The sequence below is a fragment of the Bradyrhizobium sp. WYCCWR 12699 genome, from assembly GCF_032144035.1.
Taxonomy (GTDB): Bacteria; Pseudomonadota; Alphaproteobacteria; order Rhizobiales; family Xanthobacteraceae; genus Bradyrhizobium.
Map to the genome: position 1 here is coordinate 850274 of NZ_JAVTJN010000032.1, position 15620 is coordinate 865893.

The window sequence follows — 15620 nt, forward strand, 5'->3', positions numbered from 1 at the left end:
CGCATCCGCCGTGGCCGTGCCGAGCTGGGTGGCGCCGTCGAGCACCTTGACCGTGCTGTTGGCAACCGCAGTCCCGGCCAGGGTCAGCGTCTTGTCGCTCGTGATGTGATCACCGGCAGTGCCGGTATCGTTTGAGAACGAGGCGATTTTCGGCGCGGCGGGCGCTGTGGTGCCCGTGCCCGACGTGCCCGAGCCGGTGGAGCCCGTCGTCCCAGAACCAATGATCGCATCCACGGCCGTCGACGCAGCACTGACGTTGCCGGCAACGTCGGTCGCCTTCGCCGTCAGGGCGTGCGAACCGGCCGACAATGCAGACGTCGTGACGCTCCACGCACCGCTCGAGTTGGTTGTCGCCGTCCCGACCTGGGTCGTTCCGTCAAACACCTTGATCGCGCTGTTCGCTTCGGCAGCCCCCGACAGAACGACTTGGTTGGCAGCGTTGACGGTGTCGCTCGCGATCGTCGGTGCAGCTGGCGCCTTGGTGTCGACGGTGACCGCCACCGCAGCCGATGCCGCGCTGGTTTGACCCGACGAGTTGGTCGCGGTCGCCGTCAGCGTGTGCTTAGCATCGGTCAAGACCTTGGTGATATAGTCCCAGCTTCCGGCCGCAGTCGCGGTCGCCGTACCGATCTGCGTCGAACCGTCATAGACTTTCACGGTGCTGCCAGCCGTGGCGGTGCCATGCAGAGTGATCTGATTGGCGTCCGTGATGCCGTCGCCCGTCTTGCCCGTATCGGGTGACCAGGATGCGATGGTCGGCGCTGCCGGGACTTCGGGCGTTGAGGGGGGCGTCGTCGGAGACGACGTCTGCCATCCCGTGCCGAGTTCGTCGTTGTTCGTCAGGACGGGCGTGTTGTCCCTGAAGTAATAGTAACCCCACTTGCCCTGCCCGAGCTCGTTGTTGGTGAACGAGACGCCGGAAATCTTGTCGGTGCTGCTGAAGCTGCCATCGGAGTAAAGGGTATAGCCGCCCCCCGCAAGATAGTTGCCGTCCACCTGAATGTTGGAAACCGGACCGAAGTCATTATTGATCATCACGGCCGAGACGTAGCTGTTCTCGTTGATGACCGTGTTGTGCCGAATGACGACGTCCGAAACGCCGCCGTCGATCTCAATGCCATCGTAGTGCGGACCGCCCAAGGACGTGCCGAGACGGACATCCGGCGCATTCATATCATGGATATAATTGTCTTGGACGAGGCTCGAACCGGTGACGATAATACCGTTCTCCACGTCATGGATGTCGTTGCGCAGGAATGTGCCGGACCCGACGATGCCGTTCGCGCCATCTGGGCTACTTCCAACGTTTAAAATCTCGCTGTCCTTGACGACAGTTCCTGTAATGCCATCCTTGATCCAGATTCCGGTCCAATCGCTGGACGTGATGCGAGTATTCTGAATCGTGACGTTATCGGCCAGGACCGTAATGGTGCCTTTGACATCGAGAGCGTCGATTACGGTACCTGGTTGAGTGATAGTTACGTCGCCCGATGGAGTCAGGATAACGCCATCAGGAAGACCGGTGCTATTCGCGTCTGGAAATCCAGCAATTGCCATGTTTGTTCATCCCCTGAGCAATGCAGCGCAGACTGAGTTTCATGCGCATACTGATCGATACGTCGCGGCTCAGTCCAACTTGAGTTGGTCCTTTGCCGCCCCATCAGCCGCGTGTTCGAATTCGCACGCGCCTTTTTTGGGACGATTCATTGACCCGAGCATGGAGTTTTTTAATCTCGCAGCCGCAATTCCTGCCGCCGCCCAAATTAATATTATCGCCGAACTGAAAACTAATGATCAGGATTAAATTCTCGATCGAGCGCGTTATTTAAATGAGCGGCGACCTGTTGTGATGTCTGTCCATACTAATATTTGTTGCGACCTCACGTCGCCGGCCCTCGCTTCGCCAATCATCAGCGGCGTACTGCGCGCACCAGTCGGGGCCACCGCCCGGGGGTCGTTAGCCACACGGCCATGACGTCGCGGGCCCGACTCAATTGCAGCCGCGACCAAATGCCTGCAATTGCGTCGCCCATCCGGTGCCGGCAGGGCGAATCCGCTTCATTCTGATAGCTAATGGCCGGCAAGGGACGAGAAAGAATGGCGATCCCGGGAAGACTCGAACTTCCGACCTACGGTTTAGGAAACCGTCGCTCTATCCGGCTGAGCTACGGGACCGCGGAACCCGCATCAGGCGGGTTGCCTGGGGGTGTACATATCAAAGCGGCGACAGGATCGGAAGCCCTCGCCGCGCCCAATGCGCAAGGACCGCCGCCGGCCACCTACGCCCTGATATTATTATCCTTCACCACCTTGCCCCAAGTGGCGACCTGCTTGTCGAAGAAGGTCTTGAAGGCGGCGCCGTCCTGCAGCAGCAGCGTCATGTGCTGCGTCTCCTTCAGCTGGGCGGCGGTCGCAGGCTCGCTCAGGATCTCCTTGGACGCTGCCGCGAAGGCTGCGACGATGTCAGGCGGCGTGCCCGCGGGCGCGAAGATGCCCCACCAGGCCAGTGTCTCGAAATCGGGAAAGCCGGCTTCGATCGCGGTCTGCGTATCAGGCAGGGCGGGCAGCCGCTCGCGGCCGAGCTGCAGGATCGGACGCAGCATGTTGGTGCCGAGCTGGGCGGCGACCAGCGCCGCCGATCCCGCGATGAGATCGACATGGCCGCCGAGCACGTCGTTCATCGCCGGGCCGCCGCCGCGATAAGGCACGTGCATGATCTCCACGCCGGCCTTGCTGCCGAGCACGGTCATGGCGAGATGGCCGAGCGTGCCGATGCCGACCGATGCATATTTCACCGCGCCCGGGCTCGCCTTGCAGGCCGCCACCACGTCGGCGAAGCTCTTGTAGGGGCGGTCGGCACCCGCCGCGATCACATAAGGCGCGGTGCCGATGAGCAGTACCGGCATCAGCTCGCGCTCGACGTCCACCGGCGGCTTGTCGAGGATGGACGGAATCACCGCGTGGGAATCGAACGTGACCAGGAACGAGGTGCCGTCCGCCGGGCTCTTGGCGACCTGCGCCGCACCGAGCGCGCCGGCGGCGCCCGATTTGTTCTCGACCACGACGATGCGGCCAAGCTTGGTTTGCAGACTGGCCTGCAGCAGCCGCGCCATCGCGTCGGTCGAGCCGCCCGGCGGAAACGGCACCACCAGGGTGATCTTGCCGGCCTGCGCCATGGCCGGCGTGATTGCGAGAATGGCCGGCGCAGCGAGCAGCGCCCGTCGTGTGATCGTCATGGTCCCCTCCCGTTTTTGGTTCGCGCCTGGCATTTTGCTCTTTGGCGCTTCTTACGTGGTCCCGAAGCCCGACCCCGCTTTCTTGTATTCTGGACGAGGCGGACTGAAGATGTCCAGCACGCGGGCGCCATCAGGACCGGCCCGCATGGTGTGCGGCACGTTGCCGGGCGTGCGCCAGAAATCGCCCTTCTTCACGGCAATCTCCTCATCGCCCTGGACGCGGATGGCGGAGCCGTCGAGCAGCACGCCCCATTGCTCCTCGGGATGATGATGCAGCGTGCCCTGCGCATGCGGCGCCAGCGTCACCACCGACAGCATCGCCTGCTCGCCGGAGAAGATGCGCGTGGTCACTCCCGCGGCGAGCTCGCGGAACAGGCCGTCATCGGGATTGTCGATGTTGTGGAATTCGTCCTTCTGGCTCACGCTGCCCTCCCCTTTCTTTTTCCTTGATCAGGATTTCCCATACGAGCCCTGATAGCGGCCCTCGCGGATCGCCTTCAATGTCTCCTCCTCGCGCGCCACCTGTGCCCGCACGGCCTCCAATAGCGCTGCGGCACCTGCGGCGGGAAACGACACCACGCCGTCCTCGTCGCCGACCACGATGTCGCCGGGCGAGATCACGCTGCCGCCGATCGTGACAGGCACGTTGATCTCGCCGGGGCCGTTCTTGTAGGGACCGCGATGGATCACCGCGCGCGCGTAGCAGGGGAAGTCGTCGGCCGCGAACGCGGCGACGTCGCGGATCGCGCCGTCGATGACGTAGCCCTCGGCTTTGCGCCATTGCGCGATGTTCTTCATGATCTCGCCGACCAGCGCCCGCGTCTCGTCGCCGCCGCCATCGACTACGATGACGTCACCGGGGCCAACCAGTTCCAGTGCGCGGTGGATGGCGAGATTGTCACCGGGACGGGTGCGCACGGTGAAGGCCGTGCCCACCAGTGCGCCGCCGCGATGATAGGGCTTGAGACCCACTGCGCCGGGCAGCCGGGCGAGATTGTCCGAAATGACCGAGGTCGGCGCACCGCGAAAACCCTCGATGATCTCGGCCGGCGGCTTCGGCACGCTGTTCGCTGCGATGGTGATCGTCATGTCGGTCCTTCCGCGTTTGTCTTACTCGGCGTGCGCCCGCGCCTTCGCCGGCCAGATCCGGAAGGCGCGCCCCTCTTTCAACCACGCCGCGCGCTCATCGCGCAACAGGGTGCGGCGGACTTTGCCGGAATCATCGCGCGGCGGTGCGCTGACGATCTCGAAGCTCTCGGGGTGCTTGTAGCGGCTGAGCCGCTGTTTGAGGAAGTCCGCCATGCCGTCGGCGATGGCCTGACCGTCGGCGCCGTCGTCCGCCTCGATGATGGCATGCACGCGCTGACCCAATTCCGGATCGGGCAATCCCACCACCACGCAGGAGCGCACGCCGGGCGCTTCGGAGACGGCGGCCTCGACCTCGGCCGGATAGATGTTGGCACCGCCGCGCAGCACCATGTCGGCGAGGCGATCGCCGAGATAGAGATAGCCGTCCGCATCCAGCCTGCCGATATCGCCGAGCGATTCCCAGCCGTCGCTGCGCCGCTTCGGCTCGGCGCCGAGATAGTGATAGGTCGCGTCCGCACCATCATTGTTGAGGAAATAGATCTCGCCGGTTTCGCCCGGCGCGACGTCGTTGCCGTCCTCGCCGATGATGCGCAAGCGCGCCATGTCGCCGATCTTGCCGACCGAGCCCTTGTGCGTCAGCCATTCCGTGCCCGAGATGATGCAGGCGCCCTGCCGCTCGGTGCCGCCATAAAGCTCCCAGATCCGCTCCGGGCCGAGCCAGGCGATCCAGTTCTCCTTCAGCCAGGGCGGCATAGGAGCTGCCATGTGGAAGACGGTCTTGAGGCTCGACAAATCGTAGGCGCTCCGCACGTGTTCCGGCAGCGCCCAGATCCGGTGCATCATGGTCGGCACGAAATTGACCCATTGCACGCGCTCGCGCTCGATCTGCCGCAGCGTCTCCTCGGCGTCGAACTTGACGAGGCCGGTGAGCTGGCCGCCGGTGAACAGCGCGTAATGCGACACGATGAACGGCGCATTGTGATAGAGCGGCCCCGGATTGAGCAGCGAGACTCCGAAAGGAATGTTGAGCGGCGGCACGGCGACGGTGTCGGTCACCGCCGGATGATGATCGAGGATCACCTTGGGACGGCCGGTCGAGCCGCCTGAGGTCATGGCTTTCCAATAGCGTGCCACCGGGGGATTGAGCGGCTCATCCGAAAATCCGTCCGGCACGAAATCCGCCGGCAGACGGTTTGGCGCGTTCCAGTCGGCTTCGCCGCCGACCACCAGCGCGGGCTTGAGAATGTCGAGCACGGCGGCGGCTTCGCCGCGCGGCAACCGCCATGACAGCGAGGTCGGCGTCGCCCCGCACTTCCACACCGCGAACGAGGTCTCGAAGAACGCGTTGCCGTTCGGCAATCCGATCGCGACGAAATCGCCGGGCTTGACGCCCTTGGCCGCGAACGCCCGCGCGCGCCGGTTGGCGCCGCGCTCGAGCTCGTCCCATGTCAGCGTGTCCTGCCCATGACGGACGGCGATCGTGCCATGTGGCTTGCGTTCAGCGTACCAGCGCGGCACGTCGGACAGGGGCAGCAGCATCGGGCGTTTCCATTTCGTTTCTTGGTTCTTGTTCTTATTTCGTGTTCTTCGTATTCTGGCATCGCCTCAGGTGCGGCGCCTGCGAGGCGAAGTGTAGCAGCCCGGCGACACGACGCTGTGACTCCTGCGCCACGTCAAGCTTAAAATGTCAGCATCCCAGACATGAAATTCCCGGGTTCCACGGGTGACAAGCCGGCGATAAAGAGGCAAAAATCTGGCTCGACTCAGTTCGAGTTGAGTTTGCCAGGGAATGCTCTCGTAGAATGTCGTCCGTGATTGCATTGCGTCGTGCGGCGCTGTTTCCCACTGCCGCAGCAGGAGTTCTTCTGCTGACGCTGCCGCATGCCCAGGCGCAATGGTGGAAGCGCGCGCCGGTCGACTTCGAGGAATGCGCCGACGCCGCAGAGAGGGCCGCGACCAAGGCCGAGAAGACCTCCGCGCTCGCCAATTGCAACGCCAAGTTCGCCGGCCGCCGCAAGCCGGGCGGCGGTTATTCCTATTACGACTTCCTGCAGGATCGCACCTTCGACATCGCCGGGCCCAACCCGACGCCGGAGGAACAGAAGAAGATCGACGAAGCCTACACCGCCTATCTCGCCAGGGAGCGTCGCAACAACGAAGCCGCCCAGGCGACCGCGCGCCAACAGCGCGAGCAGCAGGAGCAACAGGCGCGGCAACTCCAGCAGGTGGCGCTGCAGACCGAAACCGAACGCGTCCGCGTGCCGGTCCCGGTCGAGCGGCCGAAGGTGCAGCAGAACGTCGGCCAGCGAAAGGGCGCGCCCTGCACCAAGGGCTCCTTCTCCTGCGAATGGCCGCGGCTGTCGGAAAGCTTGAACGACCTGAAGAAGCTGTTCAACCCGGCGCCGAGCAAGCCGGCGAAGAAGAGCTGAGCTCCTCCGCTTCATTCCGCTGCCGCCGCAAACTCGGCTGTTGTCCCGGAAAGGCGTCAGCGCAGGTCCGGGACCACAGTGGAGTCTGTGGCCTCAGTTCGTGTGCTTCTTCTTGCTGCGCTTCGGCTTGACCACCGGCGCCGTCGCTGTCGGCGGACCACCCAATTGCGACCTGCTCTCCTGCAGGCGCCTGTCATAGCCGGGCGAGGTCACGACCGTCGGGGGCCTCGCATGAGCAAGCGTCGAGATGCCGCAGAGCGCGGCGAGCGCGAACCCGATCTTCAGACAATGCCTCATGGCATGCTCCATCACCGTCAAGCTCTACCCGCGGATCTGCTGCGGCGTCAGACGCGGCGGTCCGTTGCCGGCCGTCTCGGCTTCCCTGATCAGCGCAACAATACGGCGCATCAGCGGCACCTCGACATGGTTCTGCTCGGCGAGCGCGATCACGGCGCCCTGGAGATAGTCGATCTCGGTCTTGCGGCCGTGTTTCAGGTCCTGCCACATCGAGGAGCGCGCCTCGGGATCGATCTTCATGGTCCGCCCCAGGATCGCTTTGAAGATCGCATCGGGCAGCCGCAGCAAGGCCGGAGACCAGTTCATCGGGATCGGCGTCGCCGAGACCGGCGTGATGCGCGCGGCCTTCAGCGCGGCAAGCCCCTCCGCCATCTGGTCGGCGAACAATCTTCGCCAGTCGCGGCTCGCCAGTTGAGCGGCGAGCGGCATATCCGACAGCGCGCTGAGCGCGTTGTTCAGATTGATGATCAGCTTGCCCCATTGCACGCCGGTGATGTCACGGCTCGCACGCACGCTGAGGCCCGGCACCGAAAGCGCAGCTGCCGTGTTCTCGGCGTCCTCGCCGATATGGATGTCGCCGGAGGTCGAGCGATGGAAACGGCCCTCGCCCATTGCGATCACGTTGAACGGCACCATCCCGGCGAGCACGCGACGGCCACCGAGGCGCTCGCGCAGCACCGCGACATTGCCGACACCGTTCTGAAGCGAGACGATGACGGCATCCTCGGGCGCATGCCGCGCGATCTGATCCGCGACATCGGCGCTGTCGGCGCTCTTGACGGTGACCAGCACGATGCCGGCGCTGTGCAGGATCGCGGGATCCTCCGACAGCGCGAGCTGGCCTGCGCCGAGCTTCTTCTCGGAGCCGTCGAAATCGGTCAGAAGCAGGCCGAACCGCTCGATCTCGGTCTTCACCCGCGGCCGCGCCAGCAGCGCGACACGGCGGCCGCCGGCCGCCAGCATGCCGCCGACGAAACAGCCGATGGCGCCGGCGCCGGCCACCACGATCGGTCGATCCGCAACCACTTAGCTTGCTCCCTGAACGAGACGGCCTTCGATAGCAGAGGCGAGGCCGGCAACCAATCGCGTCGCATCCGACTTGTAACGGTCATGACGGCCCCATATGTTTTCGCCCCGGGGGCAGTCAGCGGCGCGATCGCCGAACGAGACGCCAAAGGAGAGCACCATGGGTCTACTCGACGTCCTCAACGGCATGCAGAACGGCCCGCGGGGCCCCTCCACGCCGAGCTCCGAAAAGTCCTCCGGCGGCATGTCGCCGATGACCATGGCGCTGCTCGGCCTGCTCGCCTGGAAGGCGTTCAAGCACATGACCGCAAACCAGTCCGGTACGGCGCCGCAACCCTCTCCGACGCCGGCCCCTCCGCCGGTCACCGCCGATAACGGCGGTCTTGGCGGTCTCGGAGGCTTGCTCAAGGGCGGCCTCGGCGGCCTGCTCGCAGGCGGCGCGGCCGGCACCGTGCTCAGCGGCGGCCTCGGCGACCTCCTCAACCAGTTGCAGCAGGGCGGCCACGGCGACGCCGCGAATTCCTGGGTCGGCAAGGGTCAGAACAAGCCGATCGCGCCGGGCGATCTCGCCAGCGCACTCGGCGCCGACCAGATCGAGAGCCTGTCCGCCCAGAGCGGCCTGTCGCGCGAGGAGCTGCTCAACGGCCTCAGCCAGTATCTTCCGCAGGTGATCGACCATCTGACACCGGACGGGCGGCTGCCGACCGAGAACGAGCTCTCGGGCAGACTTTAATCCAAACTCGATCGACGCGTTCTCGGGAAGGGGAGCACACTCATGAGCATGGGCGGCCTGTTGTGGATCATCGTCGTCGGCTTCATTGCCGGCCTCATCGCGCGCTGGCTGGCGCCCGGGCCGAACAATCCGAGCGGCTTCATCCTCACCACCATCCTCGGCATCGCCGGCGCGTTCCTGGCGACCTTCGTCGGCCAGGCCATCGGCCATTACAGCCCCGACCAGGGCGCCGGCTTCATCATGGCCACGATCGGCGCGGTGGTGGTGCTGTTCATCTGGCACCGGCTGGTGGCAAGCGGGGTGATCAAGGGGTAGCTTGTCGTCATTCCGGGGCGCGCGACGCGCGAGCCCGGAATGACGTTGCTTCACCTCACGTAATCAAATGCATCCCCGCATCCATGCGCACGACCTCGCCGGTCATGTTGCTGGACGCCGGCATCGCCAGGAAGCAGACGAGCTGCGCGATATCCTCCGCTGACGAGGCGACCTTGAGCGGCACCTTCGCCACGACGCTGTCGCGCACCTGCTTGGCGCCGGCCTCGCCGCGGCCCTTGGTGAACCAGGGCGTATCGATATAGCCGGGACACACCGTGTTGACACGGATCAGCGGCGCCAGCGCGCGTGACAGCGACAACGTCATGGTGTTGAGCGCGCCCTTGCTCGCGGCATAGGCGATCGACGAGCCGACGCCGCTGATGCCGGCGACCGAGGACACGTTGACCACGGCGGAGGGCCGCTCCGAGGCCTTCGCGCCGGCCTCGAGCAGGCTGCGCGCCGCGCGCACCATCTGGAACGGGCCGATGGTATTGACGCCATAAACCCGCTGGAAATCTTCGGCCGATAATCCGTCGAGGTCGGCATGCGCCACGTGTTTGGTGGTGCCGGCATTGTTGACGAGGATATCGAGGCGGCCCCATCCGCTGGCGGCCGCGACGATCCTGCGGCAATCCTCGTCCTTCGAGACGTCGCCCTGGGCGACCAGCACCTCCGCCGCGCCGGCCTTGCGGCAGAGCTCAGCCGTGGCCTCGGCCTCGGTCTTGCTCGACGAGTAATTGATGACGAGCCGCGCGCCGCTGCGCGCGAGAATTTCGGCGGTCGCCGCGCCAAGGCCGGAGGCCGACCCCGTCACGATTGCGCACAGATTGTCCTTGGCCATCTTGATGTCCTTCCCCGTGGCTCTGATCTTTCGCGTCCTGTTTAGCGAGTTTGCGGCGCCCTGCAAATCGAGCAAACTCCGCTAAGCGGAATTAGCTTGGTGCCCATGCCCGCGCCGCAGGTTGACCTGCGATCAACGCTTGTCAGGGCCATGGCTTTTTCGGATCATCGGGCGCAAGAAGACCTGCGCGGGTCGCTCGATCAGGCGGACGCGCCAACGGCAAAACACGGGGAACGCTGTGGCGGAGAGTGACAACATCGTCGTCGAGACCGCGGAGAAGATCTTCGCCGATCTCGCCGATCCGCAAACCATCAACAACGACAAGAAGAATTCGTGGCAGGCGCCGCTGTGGCAGGCGCTGAGTGAAGCCGGCCTGCCCTTGTCCTGGGTGCCCGATGATCTCGGCGGCTCCGGCGCAAGCCTGGCCGACGGTTTTGCGCTGCTGAACGCCGCCGGGCGCTTCGCGGTCGCAGTTCCCCTCGCCGAGACCATGCTGGCGGGCTGGCTGCTGGCGCAGGCGAAGATCGCCTCACCCGAGGGTGAGATGACGGTGCTGCCGGCCTCCCCTCGGGATCGCATCACCCTCGATGCCGACGGCTCGCTCTCCGGCCGCGCGCGCGGCGTGCCTTTTGCCAAGGCGGCCAAGCATTTTGCGGTGCTGGCGCATGGCAAGGACGGCATTTCGATCGCGCTGGTCGATGCCGGCAAAGGCCGGATCGAATCCGACCTCAATGTCGGCTACGACCACAGCGACACCGTGACCTTCGACAAGGTGCAGCCCGTCACGCTCAAGCCTGCGCCGAAGGGCTTTGACCAGACCACGATGATGCTGATGGGCGGCGTTGCGCGCAGCCTGCAGATCGCGGGCGCGCTGGAATCGATGCTCGACATCTCCGTGCGCTATTCCAACGAGCGTGTCGCCTTCGAGAAGAAGATCTCGAAATTCCAGGCCGTGCAGCACAACCTCGCCCGCCTCGCCGGCGAATCCGCCGCAGCGCTTGCGGCGGCGACCTCGGCGGCCGACGCCATCGCGAATGCCAGAAGTTTTGACGACGAGGTCTATCTCGAAGCCGCCTCCGCAAAGATCCGCTGCGCGGAAGCTGCGGAAAAGGGCGGCGCCATCGCCCATCAGGTGCACGGCGCGATCGGCTTCACCCTGGAGCACATCCTGCACCGCTATTCGCTGCGGGCGCTGGCCTGGCGCGACGATTTCGGTTCGGAAAGCCACTGGGCCGTCGAGCTCGGCAAGCTGGTCGCCACCAGAGGCGCCGACGAATTGTGGCCGCTCGTGGCGTCGCGCTGATCAGGGAGAGAAACACATGACTGCTGCCCTTCGTTTCGATCCGATCCGCCTGCCCGAGAAGTGCGAGCAACTCCGCAAGGAGGTGCGCGCCTTCCTCGCCGAGGAAATCGCCGCCGGCACCTTCGATCCGCACAAGCCCAACCGCGAGGACACCGACGCGCCGGAATTCTCCCGCCGGGTCGGCGCCAAGGGCTGGCTGGGAATGACCTGGCCGAAGAAATATGGCGGCCAGGAGCGCTCCTTCCTCGAACGTTACGTGGTGACCGAGGAGATGCGTGTCGCCAATGCGCCGACGCGGCGCTTCTTCGTCGCCGACCGCCAGAGCGGGCCGGTGCTGCTGAAATATGCCCCTGAACATATCAAGATGGAGATCCTGCCGCGGATCTGCCGCGGCGAGATCTGCTTTGCCATCGGCATGAGCGAGCCGAACTCCGGCTCCGACCTGTTCGCCGCGAAGACGCGCGCGACCAAGACCGACGGCGGCTATCGCATCAACGGCACCAAGATCTGGACTTCGTCGGCACACATCGCCGACTACATGATCGCGATCTTCCGGACATCGCCGCCGACCAAGGAGAACCGGCGCCACGGCCTGACCCAGTTCCTGGTGAAGATGAAGCAGCCGGGCATCAAGGTGAATCCGATCGGCCAGATCACCGGCCAGTACGAGTTCAACGAGGTCGTCTTCACCGATTTCTTCGTGCCCGATGATCACGTGCTCGGCGAGGTCGACGGCGCCTGGAAGCAGGCGACGAGCGAGCTTGCCTATGAGCGCTCAGGCCCCGAGCGCTTCCTCGAAACTTATTACGTGCTGACCGAGCTGGTCCGCGCGGTCGGCCCCAACCCGGACACGCGCAGCGCCGAAGGCATCGGCCGGCTCGTCGCGCAGCTCCACACCATGCGGCGCATGTCGGTCTCCGTTGCCGGCATGTTGGAAGCCGGCAAGGAGCCGGTGGTCGAGGCGTCCATCGTTAAGGATATCGGCACGGTCTGGGAGCAGCAGCTTCCGCACCGCGTCCGCGATCTCGCCGCCTTCGTCGAGGAGACCGCGACCAACCGCGAGACCCTGGAGCGGCAGCTCGACTTCGCGATCAAGACCGCACCGAAACTCACCATCCAGGGCGGCACCACCGAGGTGCTGCGCGGCATCATCGCGCGCGGCTTGGGCTTGCGCTAAACCTTCGAGGACATCATGAGCACATATAAAGACATCGGCGTCGAGAAGGTCGGACATGTCGGCACCATCGAGATCCGCCGCCCACCGCTGAACTTCTTCGACATCTCGCTGATCAACCAGATCGCGGACGCGCTCGACGAGTTCGATCGCGACATCGAGATCCGCGCCTCCGTTCTCTCGGCGCAAGGCAAGGCGTTCTGCGCCGGCGCCAACTTCCAGGATCCGGCGCGGCAGGCTCAGGAGGCGCGCGAGGCCGAGAAGAAGGGCGATCCCGCCGACAACCTCGGCTCGATCAACCATCTCTACATCCAGGCCGTACGCATCTTCCGCGCCAAGAAGCCGATCGTCGCCGCCGTGCAGGGCGCCGCCATCGGCGGCGGATTGGGCCTCGCGGTGTCGGCCGATTTCCGCGTCACCTGCCCCGAGGCGCGCTTCTCCGCAAACTTCACCAAGCTCGGCTTTCATCCCGGCTTCGGCCTGACGACCACGCTGCCGGAACTGATCGGCAAGAACAACGCCGAGCTGATGTTCTACACCAGCCGCCGCGTCACCGGCGAGGAGGCGTACAAATGGGGCCTCGCCAACGAGCTGGTGCCGCAGGACCAGGTCAAGGCGGCCGCCATGAAGCTCGCCGGCGAGATCGCCGAATGCTCCCCGCTGGGCCTGCTCTCCACCCGCGCCACCATGCGCAACGGGCTCGCCGACCGCGTCATGGCCGCCACCAATCACGAGCTCGCCGAACAGACCAGGTTGCGTGCGACGGAGGATTTCAAGGAAGGCGTCAAGGCCACGGAAGAACGGCGCGCGGCCAATTTTAAGGGGCGATAGCTTCTTCCTTCTCCTCTTGTGGGAGAAGGTGGCGCGAAGCGCCGGATGAGGGGTCTCTCTCCGCGTTCGATCCTCTCGCGATGTGCACGCCGAGAGAGACCGCTCACCCGTCTCGCCGCTATGGCGGCGAGCCACCCTCTCCCACAAGGGGAGAGGGTTCAACGCTTCCCACCACCAGCGCATCGACGATCGTCACGCCCTGCCCTTCGGCGTGCACCAGCACCGGGTTGAGCTCGATCTTCGCGATTTCCTTTGCGTGCCGCGCGGCGAGCACGGAGATATCGGCGATCAGTTGCGACAGAGCCGCCACATCCGCCTTTGCCGCTCCCCGAAATCCATTCAGCAACGGCGCTGCCTTCAGGCTCGCCAGCATCGCACCCGCCTCCTCGGCACTCACCGGCGCGGGCCGATAGACGACATCGCGGAACAACTCTGTGGTGATGCCGCCGAGACCCACCATCACGAGGGGACCGAACGTCTCATCCAGCATCGTGCCGACGATGATCTCGACGCCGCGCTTCGCCATCGGGCCGACCAGCACGCCCTGGATATCCGCCTCCGGTCGATGCTTGCGCGCAGCGTCGAGCAAGGCCTCGAACGCGAGAAACGCCTCACCCTTGGTGGCGATGTTGAGGCGCACGCCGCCGACCTCGCTCTTGTGAGCGATATCGCGCGACTGGATCTTCATCGCCAGGGGCAAGCCGACGCGGCCGACCGCCTGGTCGATCTCGCTCTTGTCCCGCACCAGCACCTCATCCGGCAGCACGATGCCGGCGGCGCGGAGCAACGCCTTGCTGTCGGCCTCGGATAGAACCGGCGCCTTCAGATGTGCGGAGAGATCGCGCGGCGGCAGCCGCGTCGCGTCCGCAGTCTTCGGAAGGTTGAACCTCGCGTAATCGACCAGCTGCCGCATCGCGGTGCCGACAAAAGTGAGGCCGGAGAGCACCACCACGCCGGATTTCGCGAGCTCGCGCCGCGCGAAGTCGGATGGCACCGTGTAGGAGTAGAACACCACCGGCTTGTGCTGCGCGGACAGCACCGGCTCCAACTCCTCTTCCTTGAACGGCTTGCGCACTTCGCTCGACAGCGACAGCACGACCAGGATAGCATCGACCTCGTCGGACACGGTGAGCAAATCGACGCTCTTCTGCAGGCCGCCCGAGGTGACACCCTGCGCGGTGACGTCGATCGGGTTGCGCGCCGTGCCATAGGACGGCATCAACGCCTTGATCCCCGCCTGGATGGGCTCGGAGAGCTCCGGCACCCGCAAGCCTTGCAGTGCCACGGCATCCGCGCCCCAGATGCCGGCCCCGCCCGACACCGTCACCACTGCGACGCGGTCGCCCCTCGGCAGGGGATTGCTGGCAAGCATCGCCGCGATGGTCAGCGCCTCGTCGAGATCGTTGGAGACGATCAAGCCGTATTTCGCAAACACCGCGTCATAGGCCGCCGACCAGCCGGCCATGCTCGCGGTATGCGAGGCCGCCGCGCGCTGGCCCGCACCGGAGCGGCCGACTTTCGTGACGATGATCGGTTTCTTCACCTCTGCGGCGCGCCGGGCCGCGGCAAGAAATTTGTCGACGTCGCGGATGCCTTCGATGAATAGCAGGATCACGTCGGTCGAAGCATCCCGCACCATGTAATCCAGGAACTCGCCGGCGCCGAGATCGGATTCGTTGCCGGAGCTGACGACATAGCTGACGGCGACGCCGAGCGCCCGCGCGCGGTGATAATAGGCAAAGCCGATGCCGCCGCTCTGCGCGACGATGCCGATCCGCTTCGTGGTGGCAACGAGCGGCACAACCTCGGGCTTCACATCCACGGCCGGACTGAACGTCGCCGCCACGCGCTGCACTTGGCTGAAGAAACCCTCGGCGTTCGGACCTGAGATCCGCATGCCGGTGCGCCTCGCCAGCGCCCCGATCGCATCCTGCATCGCCGCGCTGTCGCCGCCCTCCTCGGCAAAGCCCGAGGAAATGATCACGGCATTCCTGACGCCGGCGGCGGCGCATTGCTCCAGCGCAGGGAGCACCGCGCGGGCGGGGATGATGATGACGGCAAGATCGATGGGCGCGCCGATCTCGCCGATCGATTTGTGGCAGGCGAGCCCGTCGATGTCGGCATAGTTCGGATTCACCGGGTAGATCTTGCCGGGATACTCGTTCTTGCGCAGCATCGACAGCAGCCGGCCCGGGATCTTCTCGTGATCGCGCGAGGCGCCGATCAGCGCGATGCTGGCGGGAGCGAAGAAGCTGTCGAGCGGATGCGGCATGTTGAGGTCCTGCTCTTGTGGCTATCCGTCATCCTGAGGCGCCGGAGCGCAGCGGAGGCCTCGAAGGATGACGG

15 protein-coding genes and 1 tRNA gene are annotated in these 15620 nt (G+C 65.2%); 6 read left to right on the forward strand and 10 right to left on the reverse strand.

All coding sequences use genetic code 11. From position 1 onward, the window contains the following. The 6 genes from RPS27_RS18835 to RPS27_RS18860 all read right to left on the reverse strand — a co-directional run. Positions 1–1557, reverse strand: a 1557-nt coding sequence (locus RPS27_RS18835) for an Ig-like domain-containing protein (RefSeq protein WP_313754158.1), incomplete at its 3' end; no start/stop codon positions are given. 541 nt (positions 1558–2098) lie between these two features. Next, positions 2099–2175 (reverse strand) — tRNA-Arg (locus tag RPS27_RS18840). Between the two features lie 104 nt (positions 2176–2279). Continuing rightward, positions 2280–3236, reverse strand: coding sequence for a tripartite tricarboxylate transporter substrate-binding protein (locus tag RPS27_RS18845; protein ID WP_212065789.1), 957 nt, complete (start codon positions 3234–3236; stop codon positions 2280–2282). A 51-nt stretch (positions 3237–3287) separates the two neighbouring features. Further along, entirely contained in the window at positions 3288–3659 is a 372-nt protein-coding gene (locus RPS27_RS18850) for a cupin domain-containing protein (protein WP_128923132.1), read from the reverse strand. A gap of 27 nt (positions 3660–3686) precedes the next feature. Beyond that, positions 3687–4325 (reverse strand): RraA family protein, encoded by a 639-nt coding sequence (locus RPS27_RS18855; RefSeq protein WP_211420052.1) that lies wholly within the window; start codon positions 4323–4325, stop codon positions 3687–3689. Between the two features lie 21 nt (positions 4326–4346). Then, on the reverse strand, positions 4347–5864 hold the full coding sequence (locus RPS27_RS18860; RefSeq protein ID WP_212065788.1) for an AMP-binding protein: 1518 nt from the start codon (positions 5862–5864) through the stop codon (positions 4347–4349). Between the two features lie 263 nt (positions 5865–6127). Between RPS27_RS18860 and RPS27_RS18865 the strand changes: the two genes are divergently transcribed. Then, positions 6128–6754 carry a hypothetical protein gene (locus RPS27_RS18865; RefSeq protein WP_212065787.1) on the forward strand — a complete coding sequence of 209 codons (627 nt, stop codon included), beginning with the start codon at positions 6128–6130 and terminating at the stop codon, positions 6752–6754. A 93-nt stretch (positions 6755–6847) separates the two neighbouring features. Here RPS27_RS18865 and RPS27_RS18870 read toward each other — a convergent pair whose 3' ends face one another. Both RPS27_RS18870 and RPS27_RS18875 read right to left on the reverse strand, forming a co-directional pair. Next, complete coding sequence (locus RPS27_RS18870) at positions 6848–7051, reverse strand: hypothetical protein (RefSeq protein WP_211420049.1); 204 nt, start codon at positions 7049–7051, stop codon at positions 6848–6850. A 24-nt stretch (positions 7052–7075) separates the two neighbouring features. Continuing rightward, positions 7076–8077, reverse strand: a complete 1002-nt coding sequence (locus RPS27_RS18875; protein WP_212065786.1) for a 2-dehydropantoate 2-reductase — start codon at positions 8075–8077, stop codon at positions 7076–7078. Positions 8078–8237: 160 nt separating this feature from the next. Here RPS27_RS18875 and RPS27_RS18880 point away from each other — a divergent pair, with 160 nt between their 5' ends. Further along, positions 8238–8810: a YidB family protein gene (locus RPS27_RS18880; protein ID WP_211420047.1), complete on the forward strand. Its 573-nt coding sequence runs from the start codon at positions 8238–8240 to the stop codon at positions 8808–8810. Between the two features lie 42 nt (positions 8811–8852). After that, on the forward strand, positions 8853–9125 hold the full coding sequence (locus tag RPS27_RS18885) for a GlsB/YeaQ/YmgE family stress response membrane protein (RefSeq protein WP_083636342.1): 273 nt from the start codon (positions 8853–8855) through the stop codon (positions 9123–9125). Positions 9126–9180: 55 nt separating this feature from the next. On the opposite strand, the gene RPS27_RS18890 is transcribed toward RPS27_RS18885, so the two are convergent. After that, positions 9181–9966 carry an SDR family NAD(P)-dependent oxidoreductase gene (locus RPS27_RS18890; protein WP_194405661.1) on the reverse strand — a complete coding sequence of 262 codons (786 nt, stop codon included), beginning with the start codon at positions 9964–9966 and terminating at the stop codon, positions 9181–9183. 238 nt (positions 9967–10204) lie between these two features. Here RPS27_RS18890 and RPS27_RS18895 point away from each other — a divergent pair, with 238 nt between their 5' ends. From RPS27_RS18895 to RPS27_RS18905, 3 genes are read left to right on the forward strand one after another with little or no spacing between them, the layout of a single operon-like run. Continuing rightward, a complete protein-coding gene (locus RPS27_RS18895) occupies positions 10205–11269 on the forward strand; it encodes an acyl-CoA dehydrogenase family protein (protein ID WP_212065785.1) in 1065 nt (354 codons plus the stop codon). A 16-nt stretch (positions 11270–11285) separates the two neighbouring features. After that, complete coding sequence (locus tag RPS27_RS18900; protein ID WP_211420044.1) at positions 11286–12446, forward strand: acyl-CoA dehydrogenase family protein; 1161 nt, start codon at positions 11286–11288, stop codon at positions 12444–12446. A gap of 15 nt (positions 12447–12461) precedes the next feature. Then, on the forward strand, positions 12462–13274 hold the full coding sequence (locus RPS27_RS18905) for an enoyl-CoA hydratase/isomerase family protein (protein ID WP_194405658.1): 813 nt from the start codon (positions 12462–12464) through the stop codon (positions 13272–13274). 118 nt (positions 13275–13392) lie between these two features. Here RPS27_RS18905 and RPS27_RS18910 read toward each other — a convergent pair whose 3' ends face one another. Then, positions 13393–15546 (reverse strand): acetate--CoA ligase family protein, encoded by a 2154-nt coding sequence (locus RPS27_RS18910; RefSeq protein ID WP_212065784.1) that lies wholly within the window; start codon positions 15544–15546, stop codon positions 13393–13395. Positions 15547–15620 lie beyond the last annotated feature (74 nt).